Source organism: Undibacterium hunanense (genome assembly GCF_014284335.1).
GTDB lineage: Bacteria > Pseudomonadota > Gammaproteobacteria > Burkholderiales > Burkholderiaceae_D > Undibacterium > Undibacterium hunanense.
Genome location: NZ_JACOGF010000011.1, coordinates 173,725 through 192,140, shown reverse-complemented (window position 1 = coordinate 192,140; position 18,416 = coordinate 173,725). Strand labels below are relative to the sequence as shown.

Sequence of the window (18,416 nt, the reverse complement as noted above, 5' to 3'; positions counted from 1 at the left end):
CTGCTTATGAAGTTGAGTTATCGGAAGAATCTAAAAGTCGGCGCCGTTTTTCGTCTTCACACATGGCCATGGCGTAATCGACCAGACGGGATGAATAGACATCGATGGCCCTGGGCCTGGCGATCAGTGCCGGTCGTATGACCTGCATCAAATCACGACTCACCATCAGGGAAACTGCCAGGCCGGTAACGGAAAAAGCCAGTCTGTGCACATCATCATCGGCACGCTGGATACCCAGATAGCGACACAATAAACGTACCAAACCCTGATGGGCTGGCCGTATCATGGTATCGATTTCTTCCACCCATAAACCAGTGGGTTCCAGCATTTCGCGGAAATGCAGTTTCATGCACTTGTCCACCATTTCTCCCTGCTTCAGGGAATCGGTAAATGAACAGATCAGCGCCGACAAAATGTCGCGCAACTGCGTTTCCGGTTGTTCAAAAATAGCCGGATCTACATTGGGATTGCTGCGTGGGTCATTAAACACCGCATGGTACAAACCCGCCTTATCACCAAAGTAATAACTGATGGCAGATATATTCACGTCTGCCGCCCTGGCGATTTCGCGTGTAGACGTCTTGGCATAGCCTCTTTCGGCAAATAATTGCAGGGCACTATCAAGCAGGCGGGTACGCGCCTCTATGCCGTCCACCCGTAACAGCTTGCCCCCATGGGTGGTAGATGGCGCAGGTAATTCTGGCTGCCGGACCGACCGGCGGACAGTTTGACTAGCTACCTGGCTGGCGATTTGGCTGGCTTTTTTTGGGGGGCTGGACTTTTTCATGAAACGCATCCTAACATAAATCAAACGTTTGATTTAACTATCTCATGAAAATGTACCTTTCCTTTATATCTGCACCGCCACATCAAAAAACATATCCGCATCCTGTTCCGGCATCACGCACCATTACCTTTGCGCTTGATTTATCGTCAAAACCATAAGCTTTTCAACATGCCACACATCAAAAACCCGGCCAGAATATTTCCAAAAGACAAGCCAACTGTCACGGCATAGTCATATTGACGGATTAGGCTCTCAAAAATTGTATTTCCCATGATTGGTGCCTAAAAGTGAACCTGTTCAGCTCCCCCGCCATCCGTCTGATGCGCAGCTTCAAGATCGCGCACAAATTCAGTTTTGTCGCTCTGGCATTCGGCATACCCTTACTGGTCGTACTGTTTCTCCTGTTTCAGGACATGAGAAACGATATCGTACAAGTCGAAGCCAAGCAGACTGCAATCAAGGCCATTGCAGAACGAGGCAAGCTGCGCGTACTGCTGCAAAAACAGCGCGCCTTGCAGCATATGCGCCTGCAAGGCAATAAACAAACTGGCAATGCGCTGGCTGAAAATCAGGGCAAAATCGATAAGTCACTGGAACAACTGGACAACAAGGATGCCCTTAAAGCGCAGTGGACAGCCATGCTGGCCAAGCTAAACAGCTTCAAGGCACCCGAGAGTTTTGCTGAACACAGCAAACTGATACAGCTCATCGATAATGAAGTTACGGCTATCGCCTACGCATCCAAGCTGACACTGGACGGTGATTTGAAAACGCATCAACTGGCGAATGCCTACGTCAGTACCCTGCCCCAGATCGAAGAAAAACTGGCCGTGATTGCAGGACGCGGCGCCGCCTATATCGACAGCGGGCTGTTTGAAGCAGGTGAAGATGTCATGCTGAATTCCATGCATATGCTGGCGCGCCATGAACTGAGCAGTCTGGCTCAGCTCATGCAAGGTATCAGCCAGCATGAACCGCAATACGCGGCGGCACAGGCAGGCATACAACAGCAAATCGATGATGCAAAAAAATTCCTGACACGTTCGCAGGATGAGGTTCTGGCCTCAGTCAATCAAAGTTCCGGTGATGCCTTTTTGCTGGCAGGTCTGGGCACAATAGAAAAACTGACGCAATCAGAAACAGGCATCGCCACACTGATCAATCAGAACCTGAATGCCGAGATAGCGCGTGTGAACCAGCGTTCATGGAAAATGTCAGCCAGTATCATTGCACTGCTGATTATTGCCACCTATTTCCTGATCGCTATTTATCTGGCACTGACCAGCGACCTGAAACTGCTGACTCAGGCCATTGCCGAAACTGCTGCCGGCAATCTGCAAAACCGTGTGCATAGCAAGGGCAAGGATGAATTGGCCACATTGATCAATGCAGTCGGTGCAATGAACAAAGATTTGTGTGACATGGTGATCAATATCCGTAACGGTGCTCTCACGGTGGATGTAATTGCCAGGGAAATCCACGATGAAAATACAGATCTTGCCAGCCGCACTGAAAGCCAGGCTGAAGCATTGCAACAAACTACCAGTGCCATTGATGAACTGACCGCCACCATCACGGAAAATGCAGGTAACCTGGCGCAGGCCAACAGTCTGATTCATAGCTCTGCCGAAAGAGTGCAGCAAGGCTTGCGCGTCATGGACAGCACCATCCTGTCCATGCAAACCGTCAGCGCCAGTTCCAGGAAAATTACAGAGATTATTGGTGTCATGGATGGCATTGCCTTCCAGACCAATATCCTGGCACTGAATGCCGCAGTGGAAGCCGCCCGCGCCGGCCAGGAAGGACGTGGCTTTGCCGTCGTGGCAGCCGAGGTAAGAAATCTGGCGCAACGCAGCACCAGCGCTGCCAAAGAAATCAAGGCCCTGATCGCTGCATCCGGCAAAGCGGTGGAAGCAGGCAGCACCATGATCAATACAGCGGGCAAAACCATGCAGGATATTGCCGAAAACGTGGACGTGGTGACCGAACTGATACGTCAGATTGCACAAGCCAGCCAGGACCAAAGCGTGGGTATTTCTCACGTCAACCAGGCAATTGCTGACATCGACCAGATCACCCAGGACAATACCTGCCTGGTAGAACAGGCCAGCGAATCAACCATCAAACTGGAACAGCAAGCTGCCCTGCTGGGAGCTGCCGTCAGCGTCTTTAAGACCCAGGCATCCACCACAGAAAGCCAGCACCTGCATCTGGCCAGCAGCGCCCATGACTATCTGCCAGCGAAACCCGCCGCACGCAAACTGGCTGCATGAACTATCAGTTCAGTCAGCACAGGACCAGTACCGGCAGCACCAAAAACAAAACCACCTTGCGGTGGTTTTGTTTTTTTGTTTCGAGCTGAGTGTAGCTAAGCTGAACTTAACTAATCAGTTCATCGATCAATATCTGCCGGCATCAGACTTTCAGCAAAGTCAGTATCGACAATAACTCGTCTCTGATCTGATGCAGGTTGACTGGCTCGGCCTCTTGCACGGCGACTTCTGCCGGGCCGCCATTGACGTTCAGCTTGTTTCTGGCGCCGTTGATGGTAAAGCCCTGCTCATATAATAATTCGCGGATACGGCGTATCAGCAACACCTCATGATGTTGATAATAGCGGCGGTTACCACGCCGTTTTACCGGTTTAAGCTGTGAAAATTCTTGTTCCCAGTAACGCAGAACATGCGGCTTGACGCCACATAGCTCACCAACTTCGCCTATCGTAAAGTACCGCTTGGCCGGAATAGGCGGCAGCACAAAAGACTCAATCTTGATTTCTGTCATGGAAAATATCAGGCAGCGTGGGCCAGAGGTTGACTGCCGACATCATCGACCATGCCTTTGAGCTTCTGACTGGCGTGGAAAGTAACGACACGACGAGCAGTAATAGGAATTTCTTCCCCGGTTTTGGGATTACGACCAGGACGTTGCGGCTTGTCACGCAACTGGAAATTGCCAAAGCCGGACAACTTGACGGCCTCGCCTCTTTCCAGTGCATCACGGATTTCATCAAAAAAAGTTTCTACCATGTCCTTGGCTTCACGCTTGTTCAAGCCTACATGCTCAAACAGCAGTTCGGCCAGTTCTGCCTTGGTCAAGGTCGGCAACTCTTTTTCCGCCTGTGAGCGCGCCCTGGCTTCCAGCATCGCACGATTCAAATCAGCATCCAGCACCGACTGAAATTCAGCGGAAATAACGTCATTCATTTTGAAACTCTTCCAAGTAAATCTAACAGGTTCAGGCAAACTTAACGCAGACGGGCAGCAAATTGCTGACCGGCGGCTGCCACCAGTGCATTCATGGCAGCTTCCACTTTATCATCTTGCAGGGTACTTTGAGTATCTTGCAAGCTAAAGCGGAAAGCAAGACTTTTCTCATCAGTTTCCAAACCCTTGCCGCGATATTCATCAAACAAAACAACGGCTTGCACTATTTTGCATGCTTCATTCTGACGAATTTCAGCCTGGAATACGTCTAGCAAATTTTGCACCATTATTGCCTGTTTGACAACAAGTGCCAGATCACGGGTCACCGCCTGGAATTTGGAGATTTCCTGGTACATCGGCACATTCACATTTTGCAATGCAACGACATCCACTTCAAACAATACGGGTGCCAAAGGCAATTCATATTTCTGTTGCAGACGTGGATGCAATTCACCAATATAACCGATGTGCTTGCCATCACATTCTATTGCGGCGCTACGGCCAGGATGCAGGGCAACATGCTCCTGCTTGATGAAGCGCAGCGTTTTTGGTGCAAATAATGCCTCCAGATCGGCTTTGACATCAAAGAAATCCACATTGCGGTTTTCCTGACCCCACTGCTCTTCGGCAACCGGGCCATAAGCCAGTGCGGCCAGGCGTTTTGGCTGCTGATAACCGGCGACTTCCAGCGGGCCATCCTGCACATTGGCATCCTGCACATAAATGGCACCGATTTCAAAAATACGGACGCGATTGAGCTTGCGGTTCAGGTTATAGCGCGTATTCGCCACCAGACTGCCTATCATGCTGGTACGCATGACACTCATCTGGCTGGCAATCGGATTCAACAGGCGAACAGGCTGGGAATTGCCGGAAAAGTCCAGCTCCCAGGCTTCTTCGACAAAGCTGTAATTGACGACTTCCTGATAATCCTGGTCAGCAACCAGACGACGCACAGCAAACAGCGAACGCTGGTTTTCTGGCGCGATCAGCATCGCATTGGCAGCCACCGGCGGCAATGCAGGAATGTTTTCAAAGCCATACACGCGCGCCACTTCTTCGATCAGATCTTCTTCGATTTCAATATCGAAGCGATAGGATGGCGGCGTCACCAGGAATTCACCTGGTTGCTGGGTGAATTGCAAACCCAGACGGGTGAAAATATCAGCAATCTTTGCATCATCCAGCGCAACACCAATTACCTTGACGGCACGTGCAGTACGCAACTTGACTGGTGGGCGTTGTGGCAGATTGATGATCTGGTCATCGACAGGGCCCAGTTTGACTTGGCTGGCACCACCACAGATTTCAACGATCAGGGCACTGATACGCTCAATGTGTTCGACGATGGACGCAAAGTCGACGCCACGCTCAAAACGATGTGCTGCATCGGTAGAGAAATTGAAGCGACGGGCGCGGCCCTGTATCGCCTGTGGCCACCAGAAAGCGGCTTCCAGATAAATATTTTGCGTGTCCAGGCTCACTGCAGTGGAATCACCGCCCATGATACCGGCCAGGGATTCAATTTCTTTTTCGTCAGAAATCACACCAACCCAGTCATCCACCTCTACCGTATTACCGTTCAGCAGTTTCAGCGATTCACCGGCCTTACCCCAGCGCACATCCAGGCTGCCGTGGATTTTGTCCAGATCAAACACATGCGATGGACGGCCGAGTTCCAGCATGACATAGTTGGAGATATCCACCAGCGCAGAAATCGGACGCTGACCACTACGTTCCAGTCTTTGTTTCATCCATTCTGGCGTCGCGGCACGGGCATTCACGCCACGGATAACACGACCGGCAAAACGACCGCACAGATCAGGTGCACTGACTTTAACAGGCAAAGTTTCTTGCAAAGTCACCGGCAGCACGACCGCTTCCGGCAATTGCATGGGCGTGCCAGTCAGGGCCGAGACTTCACGCGCCACGCCAAGTACGGACAGGCAGTCGGCCTTGTTCGGTGTCAGCTTGATGGTGAATTTCAGGTCATTGAGTTGATAGTAATCACGGAAATTCTGACCCACTGGTGCGTCAGATGGCAAGTCCATCAGGCCACCGTGATCTTCCGACAATTTCAATTCACGGGCTGAGCACAGCATGCCGTAGGATTCGACACCGCGCAGCTTGCCTATCTTGATTTCAAATGGTTTGCCGTCTGCGCCAGGTGGCAGAATGGCACCGACCATGGCGCATGGCACTTTCATGCCTACGCGTACATTCGGCGCGCCACAGACGATATTCAAGAGACTGCCTGTGCCTACATCCACCTGACAGACATTGAGTTTGTCGGCATCGGGATGTTTGGCGATTTCGCGGATTTCCGCGACCACGACATTGTTAAATGGCGGAGCAACCGGCTCCACCTCTTCGACTTCCAATCCCGACATGGTGAGCAGATGGGACAACTCATCCGAAGTCATCTTCGGATCAACCATGGTACGTAGCCAGTTTTCAGAAAATTGCATAATTCAGCCGTCTAATGTTGGATACAGGGCGCGATGCGCCACGCAAAAATTCAGGGATGCGCTGTGGAATTCTTTTAGTTGAATTGCTTCAGGAAGCGCAAATCGCCTTCGTAGAACAGGCGCAAATCGTTGACGCCATAACGCAGCATGGTCAGGCGCTCAAGACCGGAACCAAAGGCAAAGCCTATGTATTTTTCCGGGTCCAGACCCATGTTACGCACTACGCTAGGATGTACCTGGCCAGAGCCGGACACTTCCAGCCAGCGGCCTTTCAAAGGACCACTGCCAAAGGCGATATCGATTTCGGCAGAAGGTTCCGTGAACGGGAAATACGATGGGCGGAAACGCACCTGCAAATCGTCAGTCTCAAAGAAGGCTTTGACAAAATTCAGATACACGCCCTTGAGGTCAGCAAAGCTGATGTCTTCGGCGATCCACAAGCCTTCAACCTGATGGAACATCGGGGAATGCGTGGCATCGCTGTCAACGCGATAAGTGCGACCCGGTGCAATAACCTTGATCGGCGGTTTGTTCATGCGCGCATAACGTACCTGCATCGGGCTGGTATGGGTGCGCAACAATAATTGTTTGCCCTGGCTATCTTTGCCATCGACATAAAAGGTGTCCTGCATGGAGCGTGCCGGATGGTTTTCCGGACTGTTCAAGGCCGTAAAATTGGTCCAGTCTGTTTCGATTTCGGGGCCGTCTGCCACGTCAAAACCGATGGAACGGAAGATTTCTTCAACGCGCTGCCAGGTGCGCATGACGGGGTGTATGCCACCCACGCTGCGGCCACGACCAGGCAAGCTGACGTCGATCGCTTCTGCATTCAGACGTGTCTGCATTTGTGCATTGGCCAGCGCATCACGGCGCTCGGTCAAGGCGGTTTCAATCTGGACTTTGGCTGCATTGATGACTGCGCCCTGAACCTTCTTTTCCTCTGGTGGTAATTTGCCCAGACTTTTCATCTGTTCGGTAATCTGTCCACTCTTACCAAGGTAAAGCGCTTTTGCGTTCTCTAAAGCGGCAGCATCACTGGCTGCCAGAAAATCAGCACGTGCCTGGCTGACGATTTGATCTAAAGGGTTCATGCCTTGTTCCCGCTTACCATGAAGCTGAAATAATGATCTGAAAACAAAACGGGGCATAGGATTCAACCTCTGCCCCGCTTGATATTTGCGACTGAATGCTATCAGTCGCTACGACTACCGTCTGCTATTAAGCAGCCAGGTTAACCTTGACTTGATTAACAATCGCAGCAAATGCTGGTTTGTCAGTCACAGCCATGTCAGCCAGTACTTTACGGTCGAGTTCAATTGCGGCTTTTTTCAGGCCGTTCATAAACACACTGTAAGTCAGGCCATGCTGGCGAGCCGCTGCATTGATACGTGTGATCCACAAAGCGCGGAATACACGTTTCTTGTTGCGGCGATCGCGGTATGCATATTGACCAGCGCGCATAACTGCTTGCTTGGCAATACGGAATACTTTACTGCGACGACCACGGTAACCTTTGGCAAGGTTGAGAACTTTCTTATGACGGGCACGAGCTGTAACCCCACGTTTTACTCTAGGCATAATAACTCCTTAAATAATGAGTATGAGGTTAAGCTGTTGGCATCATGCGCATTACGGATACCATGTTGGTGTCATGAACACCTACAGAACCGCGCAATTGACGTTTGTTTTTGGTAGTTTTCTTGGTCAGAATGTGACGTTTGAAAGCTTGACCGCGTTTAACGGTACCACCTGGACGGACGCGGAAGCGCTTCTTGGCGCTGCTTTTCGTCTTCATTTTTGGCATAGTACTATCTGTCTATTAAGACAGCTCCACTTTTATATGATGGTAGGTGGCAGCAACGATCGCTACTCTTGGATGCCTACTTCTCACTTATTGTGACCCAGCTTTTGGCTGGGTCTATCGTAATGCCCGCTAATGCGTGCTTCACAAAACCTGCTTTTGCGTTTCAAATAAGCTGAAACTTATTTTTTCTTCTTCGGTGCCAGGATCATGATCATCTGGCGACCTTCCATCTTCGGAAACTGTTCAACCTGGCCATACTGTTCCAGATCAAGCTTCAAACGCTCCAGCATACGCATGCCGATTTCCTGATGCGCCATTTCGCGACCACGGAAACGCAGGGTAATTTTGGTCTTGTCGCCATCATCCAGGAACTTGATCAGATTACGCAATTTGATATTGTAATCGCCATCATCTGTACCCGGACGGAATTTGACTTCCTTGACCAGTATCACTTTCTGCTTGAGCTTGGCTTCGTGAGCTTTTTTCTGCTCCTGGTATTTGAATTTGCCGTAATCCATCAAACGGCAAACCGGTGGCTGCGCCGTCGGCGCTATTTCCACCAAATCCACGTTGGCTTCTTCAGCCAAACGGAAGGCTTCACTCAGTTTCACGATGCCCAGAGGCTCATTCTCAACGCCGGATAAGCGCACTTCAGGCGCTGTAATTTCACCGTTGATGCGATGTGACTTGTCAGTAGCTATTGCAGTTTCCTTCAAAAATAATAATAAAAGCTATGCAACCCTGTTAAAACAGGGTCGCTGCTAATCTGTTAAACCTTGGTTTCAACTTCGTTTTTCAAACGAGCTATAAAGGCGTCCAGAGGCATTACCCCCAGATCCAGATTGCCACGCGTACGCACAGCCACTGTATTGGCATCCCTCTCTTTATCGCCTATCACGAGGATATATGGCAGTTTTTGAATGGAATGCTCGCGTATTTTATAGGTAATCTTCTCATTACGCAAATCTGTATTCACTCTAAACCCTTGTTTCTTCAGGATTTCTGCAACAGATTGTGAATATTCAGCCTGCGATTCCGAGATATTCAGGACGGAAACCTGCACCGGCGCCAGCCACAATGGCAAGGCAGCAGCATGATTTTCTATCAAGATACCGATGAAACGCTCCATCGAGCCCACAATCGCACGATGCAACATGATAGGCACTTTACGACTGTTGTCATCTGCAACATATTCCGCACCCAGGCGACCCGGCATGAAGAAATCGACCTGCATGGTGCCAACCTGCCATGGGCGACCAAGGCTGTCTTTCAGGTGATATTCAATCTTAGGACCGTAAAAAGCACCCTCACCCGGCAATTCTTCCCACTCAACGCCGCAAGAACTCAGCGCAGTACGCAGGGTAGCTTCTGCCTTATCCCAGATTTCATCGCTGCCGATGCGGTTCTCAGGGCGCAAGGCCAGCTTGATGAAGATTTTTTCAAAGCCAAAGTCTTCATACACTTTCATCGCTTGCGGATGAAAAGCCATGACCTCATCCTGGATTTGCTCTTCAGTACAGAAGATATGACCATCATCCTGGGTAAAGCCACGCACACGCATGATGCCATGCAAGGCACCAGACGGCTCATTGCGGTGACATTGACCAAATTCACCAAAGCGCAAAGGCAGATCGCGATAGCTTTTCATGCCAGAATTGAAAATCTGCACGTGGCCGGGGCAGTTCATCGGCTTCAAGGCATATTCACGGTTCTCGGATTCAGTGACAAACATATTGTCTTTATAGTTATCCCAGTGACCAGTCTTACCCCACAGGCTTTTATCCAGAATTTGCGGACCTTTAACCTCTTGATAACCACAGTCCTGATACACCTTGCGCATGTATTGCTCCACCTGTTGCCAGATAGTCCAGCCCTTGGCATGCCAGAACACCAGACCAGGCGCCTCATCCTGGAAGTGGAACAAATCCAGCGCCTTACCCAGCTTGCGGTGATCACGTTTTTCAGCCTCTTCCAGCATGTGCAGATAGGCTTCCTGATCTTCCTTCTTGGCAAAAGCAGTACCGTAGACACGTTGCAGCATCTCGTTTTTGGAGTCGCCGCGCCAGTAGGCACCAGCCAGCTTCATGAGCTTGAATACTTTCAGCTTGCCAGTCGATGGCACGTGCGGACCACGGCACAAGTCAGTGAAATTGCCTTCTGTATATAGCGACACATCCTGATCAGCGGGAATAGATTCGATGATCTCGGCCTTATAGGCTTCGCCTATGGACTTGAAGTAGGCAACCGCCTCATCGCGCGGCAGCACTTTGCGTGTGACTGGCTCGTCTTTTTTCGCCAGTTCAGCCATTTTCTTTTCTATCGCCACCAGATCATCTGGTGTAAATGGGCGCTTGTAAGAAAAGTCATAGTAAAAACCGTTTTCAATGACAGGACCGATAGTGACTTGCGCATCTGGATACAATTCCTTGACGGCATAGGCCAGCAAGTGAGCAGTAGAGTGACGTATCACCTCCAGACCATCCGCATCCTTGTCGGTGACGATGGCCAGATCCGCATCAGCATCAATCAGATGCGAGGTATCGACCAGCTTGCCATTGACGCGCCCAGCCAGAGCAGCTTTTGCCAGGCCAGCACCGATGCTGGCAGCAACTTGTGCCACCGTTACCGGCGCATCGAATTGTCGTTGCGAACCATCAGGAAGTTTTACTGAAACCATGTCACTCTCCAAAGCGGAAAAATACAAAAATAATTGAGATTATTGAGATAAAGGATGAGTCTAAAAAACGCAGACGAAAAAAAAGCACGGCTAGCCGTGCTTTTTCAGTTTGTTTCAAACGAAAAGTATCCTCGACTAGAGTCGCTCCCAAACCAGTTTCGTGGTAGTTCGCGGTGTCATAACCAGGGATGCCTTTCTCGCTCTTAACTATAATGTTTTAATAATTTTAAAATCTTTGGTAGGCACGATTGGACTCGAACCAACGACCCCTACCATGTCAAGGTAGTGCTCTAACCAGCTGAGCTACGCGCCTAAAGAAACGAGAGTATAGCAGAGACTTTCGGGAAATTGCTAGTCCCCTGCCCTAAAAAATTTGCCGCACTTGAAAAGCAGGCCGGAAATTGGGTCTGCAACAAGCTATACAAGCCAGGCCGCCAGGCTTATTTCCAGGGCACCCAAATACCCGCATTCGGCTACACTATGGCATATTCAATATTCCTGTATCCATCCAGCAAGCCATCATCGATATGCCCTATCACGCCCATTCCAAAAGCGAGCATTTGCACGATCACCGCCGTGGCGATGCCGAACACCGGCATTATTTTGAAAACCGTAGCCAAAAGATCCTGGCCTGGGCACTTGGCCTGACCCTGAGCTTTGCCGGCGTGGAAGTGGCTTTTGGATTTCTATCGAATTCACTGGCCCTGATATCCGACGCCGGCCATATGGTGACAGATGCCGCGGCATTGGGCCTGGCACTGCTGGCACAGATCATTGCAAAACGCCCGCCCACGGCAAAAAATTCCTTTGGCTTTGGCCGTGCTGAGGCGCTGGCGGCCTTTGTTAATGGCCTGGTCATGCTGGGTGTGATTATCTGGATCGCAAAAGAAGCGATACAACGCTTTTCGACACCAGAAACAGTACAGGGTGGCACTGTCATGATGGTGGCAGGCATAGGCCTGGCGATCAATATCGTCGTTGCCTGGGTATTGTCACATGACAAGGAAAGCGTCAACACCAAGGCCGCCATGGTGCATGTCATGGGGGATTTGCTGGGGTCGGTAGCGGCCATCGTGTCCGGCGCGGTAATCTACCTGACTGGCTGGATGCAGATTGATCCGTTGCTGTCGATTTTTGTTTCGCTGCTGATCCTGAAATCTACCCTGTCGGTATTGAGCGAGTCTTACCACTTCCTGATGGAAGGCGTGCCACACAATATTGATTATGTGCAAATTGGTGCCGACCTGGAAGAAATCAATGGTGTGCTGTCCGTGCATGACCTGCACGTATGGGAAATGTCGCCCGGCTTCCCAGCCCTGATAGGCCACCTGGAAATCGAAGACCTGAGCGCCTGGCCACGCATACTGGAAAGCGTCAAGGCGATGCTGCTGAGCAAACATAAAATTGACCATATCACCTTGCAGGCGGAAGTGGCCGACTCTGAAGAATTTCAGGATTAACAGATACCAAGGCTGGATACTTCAGTAAATGAAGCATCCAGCATATGCTTTAATTCCTTCGCACTTCCAGCACACCACTGACTTCATGCAACACCGTCAGCGCTTTTTGCAACTGCGTGGTGCCACCAATTTCAACCGTGAATGACATCCTGGCCTGTGACTTGGCGCTTTGGGTATTAACGCCGATCACATTGATTTTTTCACGGGAAAATACTTCAGAAATGTCACGCAACAAACCCTGGCGATCTTGTGCCAGCACGAAAATGTCAACGGGATATACCGTGTCTTTGCCGTGCTCACCCCAGGTGGTCTGGATCACCCGCTCGGGCGCCTTGTTGCGCATTTCTGCGAAATTCTTGCAACTCAGACGATGAATGGAAATGCCTTTACCGCGCGTCACAAAGCCAACAATATCGTCCGGTGGCGCCGGCTTGCAGCAACGCGCCAGTTGCGTCATCAAGCCTTCAGTGCCAACCACCAACACACCGGATTTGGCCCCCTGCGTGACGCTGGATGCACGGCTCTTGTTGGTGAAACTGACTTCGTCCGGTTCATGCTCGGCGACATTTTCACGCAATACAGTCTCGATCTGGCGCAGACTGAATTCATCCTTGCCGACTGACAGGAACAGTTCGTTGACTTCAGCAAACCCCAGCTTGCGTGCGAGTTCTTCAAGATTGACGGCAGTCTTGCCTTCACGCTGCAAGGTTTTTTCAACCAGCGCACGGCCTGAAGACAGGGTTTCTTCCTGATCGATGGTATTGAACCAGGCACGGATTTTGGTGCGGGTACGCGTGCTGGCAGAATACTCGGACGTTAGCCAGTCACGCGAAGGACCGGTCTGTGGCGAGCCAACTTTCAGGGTAATGATTTCTACCGTCTGGCCATTTTTCAAAGGTGTATTCAGCGGCACCATGACATTGTCGACGCGCGCACCACGGCAGCGATGTCCAACATCCGTATGCAGGTGATAGGCAAAGTCCACCGGGGTTGAATTGGATGGCAATTCGATGACCCTGGCTTGCGGCGTCAGTACATAGATTCTGTCATCCAGGCTGGCAGCCTTGAGTTTTTCCACCCATTCGCGCTGCAACTCTTCCTGCTCGACGACGACATCGGCGACATCGGTTTTCCAGGCCAGCAATTGCCGGAGCCAGGCAATTTTTTCATCATATTCCTGCGCAGAAAAATTCGAGCCGCCCGATTCCTTATAGCGCCAGTGGGCAGCTACGCCGTATTCGGCAAACTGATGCATTTCGCGGGTACGTATCTGCACTTCCAGCGGCCGGCCATCTTCCACTACCACGACTGTGTGCAAGGACTTGTAGCCATTCGGTTTGGGGCGCGAAATATAATCGTCAAATTCTTTGGGTATCGGTGTCCAGGCATTGTGGACGATACCCAGAACGGTATAACAATCCTTGATGTCATCGACGATCACACGAAAAGCACGGACATCATACAGTTCGTCAAAATCAACGGACTTGCCTTTCATCTTTTTCCAGATGCTGTAAATATGCTTGGGGCGTCCCGTGACTTCGGCCTTGACGCCAGTTGCCTGCAACTCCTTGTTCAGCCTGGCGATGGCATTGACGACAAAGCTTTCGCGCTCCAGTCGCTTTTCTTCCAGCATTTTGGCAATACGTTTGTACTGCTGCGGCTCAAGAAAACGGAAAGACAGGTCTTCCAGTTCCCATTTCAATTGCCAGACACCGAGACGATTCGCCAGCGGCGCATACAAATCCATGGTTTCGCTGGCGTATTGCTGGGCAGCGCCATCTTCGCGTTTGCATTCGGCAAAATAACGCAGGGTGGTCACGCGCGATGCCAGACGTACCAGGACTACGCGCATGTCAGTGGCCATGGCCAGCACCATCTTGCGCAGGGTTTCCATCTGGGTGGCGGCTTTTTCTGCGGCGTCCTTGCCACGCCCTACATCACGCTGTGTCAGGGCAGCTTCACGCAATTTCATCAGGCGACGGATGCCCGTGACCAGATCGGCAATTTCCTTGCCGAAGCGGATTTCTATCTGCTCGGCCGCAATCGGATTCAGTTCCGGCAATTCAAACAGGATGGCGGCAATGCGGGTATCAACGTCGGTACGCAGCATCGCCAGCGTAGCTACCACGCCACTGATAAATTGCAAGGCATTTTGCTCAGTCACCACGCATTTATTTGCGTACAGGGGCGTGACATATTCCAGCGCAGCGATGACCCGCTCTGCGTCTGTATCTGACAAGCCTTCGAGCAATGCTGCTTCGGAAGCTGTGGTCGAAATTGATACCATATGAATTATTTCTGTGCTGCAGTAACGACGATCTCAATCAGCCATTCAGGCTTTGCCAGTCGGGCTTCCACCGTCGCACGTGGCGGTGAATTACCTGCGGCTACCCATGCATCCCACACCTGATTCATGGCAGTAATCAATGTAATGTCGGACAAAAATATCTGGCAACTCAAAATACGTGTCTTGTCGCTGCCGGCTTCAGCCAGCAAACGGTCTACGTGGGCCAGCACCTGTTCTGTCTGGCCTTCTATTCCCTGCGTTGCGTCGTCCGGCACCTGGCCGGCAAGATAGACGACACGGTTGAATATGGCCGTTTCTGACAAACGCGGACCTACATGAAATCTCTGGATACTCATTTTTATACTCAAACCTGGTTCAACAAAAAATCAACTGCAACGGCAATCTGATCCGGCTGCACAAACGTCGGTGCATGCCCTACGCCTGGAAATTCCACCAGCTTTGCCCTTGGGCCGCGCTGTGTCATTTCAGCCGCGGACGCGGCTGTCAACAGATCGGATTCGCTACCACGCACCAACAAAGTCGGACATTGTATTGCATCATACGCTGCCCACAGCATAGTCTGGGCAACAGCAGCCATTTCCGGCGTGCTGGCCTTGATCGGCTGGGCCAGGCCAAGGTCATAGTGTCGCACCCATTGGCCCTGTTCATTTTGACGCAACACATCCCGTGCCAGTTTTTCCCACTGTTCTGGCGTATGCGGGCCAAACGAAATGGATATGGCCTTGATATAGGCTTGCGCTTCGTCAAATGTCGCAAAGCGCACATCCTGCCCGATATAATCGCCTATCCTGGCAAGTGCCTCAGGATTCAACACCGGCCCCACGTCGTTCAGGACCAGTTTGCTGACCGGATTATCCGGCAAACTTGCCAGGCTCATGCCTATCAGGCCGCCCATGGAAGTACCAAACCAGTGCACCGTTTCCGCATCCAGTCTTGCCAGCAGGGTCACCATATCACTGACGTATTGCGGAATCTGGTAATGCATGGGGTTGCGCAGGCGACCGGAATACCCACGCCCGACCACGTCCGGACACACTACCCGATAATGCTGGCACAGCTCGGCTGCCAGGGAATCAAAGTCATCGGCGACACGGGTCACGCCATGCACGCAAACTAATACTCTGGAATTCTGCGGATCGCCCCACTCTTTGTAGGACATGGTGTGCAAGCCGGTAGGCGAGATACATTGCACTGATTTGCGTCTTGCCTGCATGATTTATCCCTGTGAACTGTATTTTTACATCGAAGATGCTGCTCATTTTACCGTTCGTTACGCTTAAAATCATTGTTAACTGTGCTCAGCCATGTTTTTTTAACAAAATCCGGCTTGCAGCAAGCAAGAACAACCACATACCAGCGCCATAACAACACCATAACAACACCATAGCAACGCAACTACAACGTCATATATCATAAGCAAAGATGATTTTTTGCAATTGCCCTGTCCATTTTTAATCCGCTTTCACCTATTCAATCTTCAGGAGTCCGCATGCACGCATTGTCACTTAAAGCCAAAACCGCTCTGGTCACCGGTTCCACTTCCGGCATAGGATTGGGCATAGCCCGTTCACTGGCAGCGGAAGGGGCAAATATTGTTTTCAACGGTTTTGGCGACATCAATGAAATCCAGGTCCTGCAAACCGCGGTCGAAAGCGAGTTTGGTGTGCAGACAGCCTATCACAATGCCGACATGAGCAAGGCTGGTGAGATAGAAGCCATGATGCAGTTTGCCGCCAGCAAATTCGGTGGTGTGGACATCCTGGTCAATAATGCCGGCATCCAGTATGTAGCCAATATTGAAGACTTCCCGGTAGAAAAATGGGATGCCATTATCGCCATCAACCTGACATCCAGTTTTCACACCACACGCCTGGCGCTGCCTTACATGAAGCAAAAAAACTGGGGTCGCATCATCAATCTGGCATCGGTACATGGGCTGGTGGCATCAGCGCAAAAATCGGCGTACGTGGCAGCCAAGCATGGCCTGATCGGCTTTACCAAAACAACAGCACTGGAAACTGCACAAACCGGCATTACCTGCAATGCCATCTGCCCTGGCTGGGTATTGACACCCCTGGTACAAAAGCAGGTGGATGACCGTGCAGCCAAAGAAGGTGTGGACAATGACACGGCAAAAAAACGCCTGCTTGCAGAAAAACAACCTTCCGGCGAATTTGTCACGCCAGAACAACTGGGGGCACTGGCCGTGTTCTTCTGCAGTGAAGCTGGCCAGCAGATACGCGGCGTTGCCTGGAATATGGACGGCGGCTGGGTTGCACAATAATTCCACGGCCAGATAGCTGGTCAGTGTGCGGAGGGGCAAAGAAGCGACAGCCTGTATTTTTTTGCTTTCTCCACCCTTTTTTCAGATGTATAGTGCGATAACACTTTTAAAACGGGAGCTCCTCATGCACGTTTTTGTACGCCTGGCAGGCATTTCTGCCCTTCTCATCACTACCGGTAGCTGCCTCGCTGCAGACAAAATGAAACCCGGCCTGTGGGAAATGACGATGAAATCAGATGCCATGAAAGCCATGCCTAAAATTCCGCCTGAACAGCTGGAAAAAATGAAGCAGATGGGTATAAAAATGCCTGACATGCAAAATGGTGCCATGGTACACAAAGTCTGCTTTACCAAAGAAATGGTGGACCAGGACAAACCACCTTCAGGTGGTCGTGAACAGCAATGCCAGAACAAGAATTTTTCTCGTTCAGGCAATAGTTATTCATCAGAAATCGTCTGCGACATGCCGGAAATGAAGGGCACCGGTAATGTGAAAGGCAGCTTTACACCGGACAGTCTGACTTCCGTTTATGATTTCAAGGGAGTCTCCCACGGCCAACCGGTTTCGCAGCATATGGAAACTACGGGCAAGTGGGTAGGCAGTGATTGTGGCGATGTCAAACCGCCTGTCATGCCGCAGAAAAAATAAACGCTCACAGCCGTTGCTGCACACAAACGCTGTGCACAAACAAAAAGCCGATGTGTTGTCTGACATCGGCTTTTTGTTTCAGGAATGTAGCCCTTTACAACCAGACACCGGCACAGGTTCAGGCTATGGCACTGACATCCAGTGCGGCTTCGGTTTTAGCAATGATTTCTTCTTTGCTGACACCCGTCGCCAGTTCTACCAGTTTCAAACCGGCAGGCGTTACATCAATCACACCCAGGTCGGTGATAATGCGGTTGACTACGGCGACACCGGTCAAAGGCAGATTGCAGGCTTTCAAAATCTTGTGAGCGTCACCCTTGGCAACATGCTCCATCAAGACCACGACGCGGCCCACACCAGCCACCAGATCCATCGCACCACCCATGCCCTTGACCATTTTGCCCGGGATCATCCAGTTGGCCAGGTCGCCATGCTCACTGACCTGCATCGCCCCCAGGATGGCCAGATTGATCTTGCCGCCGCGTATCATGGCGAAAGAATCAGCCGAGCTGAATATCGATGAACCCGGCAAGGTCGTTACTGTCTGCTTGCCAGCATTGATCATGTCGGGGTCGACTTCTTCTTCAGTCGGGAAAGGGCCTATGCCCAGCAAGCCGTTTTCGGACTGCAACCAGACTTCCATGCCCTCTGGTACATGGTTGGCGACCAGAGTCGGCAAGCCTATGCCCAGATTGACGTAAAAACCGTCTTGCAATTCCTGTGCTGCACGTGCAGCCATTTCATCACGATTCCATGCCATGTCTTGTCTCCTG

At 51.1% G+C, this 18,416-nt stretch carries 17 protein-coding genes and 1 tRNA gene; 4 read left to right on the top strand and 14 right to left on the bottom strand.

The genetic code is table 11. From position 1 onward, the window contains the following. Nucleotides 1–4: 4 nt before the first annotated feature. Nucleotides 5–787 (bottom strand): CerR family C-terminal domain-containing protein, encoded by a 783-nt coding sequence (locus H8L32_RS20295; protein ID WP_186949069.1) that lies wholly within the window; start codon nt 785–787, stop codon nt 5–7. A 287-nt stretch (nt 788–1,074) separates the two neighbouring features. Here H8L32_RS20295 and H8L32_RS20290 point away from each other — a divergent pair, with 287 nt between their 5' ends. Further along, nucleotides 1,075–3,060 (top strand): methyl-accepting chemotaxis protein, encoded by a 1,986-nt coding sequence (locus H8L32_RS20290; RefSeq protein WP_186949068.1) that lies wholly within the window; start codon nt 1,075–1,077, stop codon nt 3,058–3,060. A 142-nt stretch (nt 3,061–3,202) separates the two neighbouring features. Here the strand turns inward: H8L32_RS20290 and H8L32_RS20285 are convergent, their stop codons facing one another. From H8L32_RS20285 to H8L32_RS20245, 9 genes are all read right to left on the bottom strand, one after another. Continuing rightward, entirely contained in the window at nt 3,203–3,571 is a 369-nt protein-coding gene (locus H8L32_RS20285; RefSeq protein WP_186949067.1) for a MerR family transcriptional regulator, read from the bottom strand. Nucleotides 3,572–3,579: 8 nt separating this feature from the next. After that, a complete protein-coding gene (locus H8L32_RS20280; protein ID WP_456243413.1) occupies nt 3,580–3,933 on the bottom strand; it encodes an integration host factor subunit alpha in 354 nt (117 codons plus the stop codon). 101 nt (nt 3,934–4,034) lie between these two features. Then, a complete protein-coding gene (gene pheT / locus H8L32_RS20275; RefSeq protein WP_186949065.1) occupies nt 4,035–6,461 on the bottom strand; it encodes a phenylalanine--tRNA ligase subunit beta in 2,427 nt (808 codons plus the stop codon). Between the two features lie 74 nt (nt 6,462–6,535). Beyond that, nucleotides 6,536–7,552 (bottom strand): phenylalanine--tRNA ligase subunit alpha, encoded by a 1,017-nt coding sequence (gene pheS, locus H8L32_RS20270; protein WP_186949064.1) that lies wholly within the window; start codon nt 7,550–7,552, stop codon nt 6,536–6,538. Between the two features lie 127 nt (nt 7,553–7,679). Next, nucleotides 7,680–8,039, bottom strand: coding sequence for a 50S ribosomal protein L20 (gene rplT / locus H8L32_RS20265; RefSeq protein ID WP_186949063.1), 360 nt, complete (start codon nt 8,037–8,039; stop codon nt 7,680–7,682). Nucleotides 8,040–8,067: 28 nt separating this feature from the next. Continuing rightward, nucleotides 8,068–8,265 (bottom strand): 50S ribosomal protein L35, encoded by a 198-nt coding sequence (gene rpmI, locus H8L32_RS20260; protein ID WP_110253942.1) that lies wholly within the window; start codon nt 8,263–8,265, stop codon nt 8,068–8,070. Between the two features lie 179 nt (nt 8,266–8,444). Continuing rightward, entirely contained in the window at nt 8,445–8,981 is a 537-nt protein-coding gene (infC, locus tag H8L32_RS20255) for a translation initiation factor IF-3 (RefSeq protein ID WP_186949062.1), read from the bottom strand. A 53-nt stretch (nt 8,982–9,034) separates the two neighbouring features. Further along, nucleotides 9,035–10,942, bottom strand: coding sequence for a threonine--tRNA ligase (thrS, locus tag H8L32_RS20250; RefSeq protein ID WP_186949061.1), 1,908 nt, complete (start codon nt 10,940–10,942; stop codon nt 9,035–9,037). 236 nt (nt 10,943–11,178) lie between these two features. Continuing rightward, nucleotides 11,179–11,255 (bottom strand) — tRNA-Val (locus H8L32_RS20245). A 214-nt stretch (nt 11,256–11,469) separates the two neighbouring features. Here H8L32_RS20245 and H8L32_RS20240 point away from each other — a divergent pair. After that, the gene (locus tag H8L32_RS20240; protein ID WP_186949108.1) at nt 11,470–12,402 is read left to right on the top strand and encodes a cation diffusion facilitator family transporter; all 933 of its coding nucleotides are present in this window, start codon (nt 11,470–11,472) and stop codon (nt 12,400–12,402) included. Between the two features lie 49 nt (nt 12,403–12,451). Here H8L32_RS20240 and H8L32_RS20235 read toward each other — a convergent pair whose 3' ends face one another. The 3 genes from H8L32_RS20235 to H8L32_RS20225 are packed head-to-tail and all read right to left on the bottom strand — an operon-like array spanning nt 12,452 to nt 15,923. Then, on the bottom strand, nt 12,452–14,689 hold the full coding sequence (locus H8L32_RS20235; RefSeq protein WP_186949060.1) for a RelA/SpoT family protein: 2,238 nt from the start codon (nt 14,687–14,689) through the stop codon (nt 12,452–12,454). A gap of 5 nt (nt 14,690–14,694) precedes the next feature. Then, nucleotides 14,695–15,045: a RidA family protein gene (locus H8L32_RS20230; protein ID WP_186949059.1), complete on the bottom strand. Its 351-nt coding sequence runs from the start codon at nt 15,043–15,045 to the stop codon at nt 14,695–14,697. A gap of 8 nt (nt 15,046–15,053) precedes the next feature. Next, nucleotides 15,054–15,923 (bottom strand): alpha/beta fold hydrolase, encoded by an 870-nt coding sequence (locus H8L32_RS20225; protein WP_230412323.1) that lies wholly within the window; start codon nt 15,921–15,923, stop codon nt 15,054–15,056. 276 nt (nt 15,924–16,199) lie between these two features. Between H8L32_RS20225 and H8L32_RS20220 the strand changes: the two genes are divergently transcribed. Further along, nucleotides 16,200–16,994 (top strand): 3-hydroxybutyrate dehydrogenase, encoded by a 795-nt coding sequence (locus H8L32_RS20220; protein ID WP_186949058.1) that lies wholly within the window; start codon nt 16,200–16,202, stop codon nt 16,992–16,994. Nucleotides 16,995–17,118: 124 nt separating this feature from the next. Then, the gene (locus H8L32_RS20215) at nt 17,119–17,643 is read left to right on the top strand and encodes a DUF3617 domain-containing protein (protein ID WP_186949057.1); all 525 of its coding nucleotides are present in this window, start codon (nt 17,119–17,121) and stop codon (nt 17,641–17,643) included. Between the two features lie 118 nt (nt 17,644–17,761). Here H8L32_RS20215 and H8L32_RS20210 read toward each other — a convergent pair whose 3' ends face one another. Then, nucleotides 17,762–18,403 carry a CoA transferase subunit B gene (locus H8L32_RS20210; protein ID WP_186949056.1) on the bottom strand — a complete coding sequence of 214 codons (642 nt, stop codon included), beginning with the start codon at nt 18,401–18,403 and terminating at the stop codon, nt 17,762–17,764. Between the last annotated feature and the right edge of the window lie 13 nt (nt 18,404–18,416).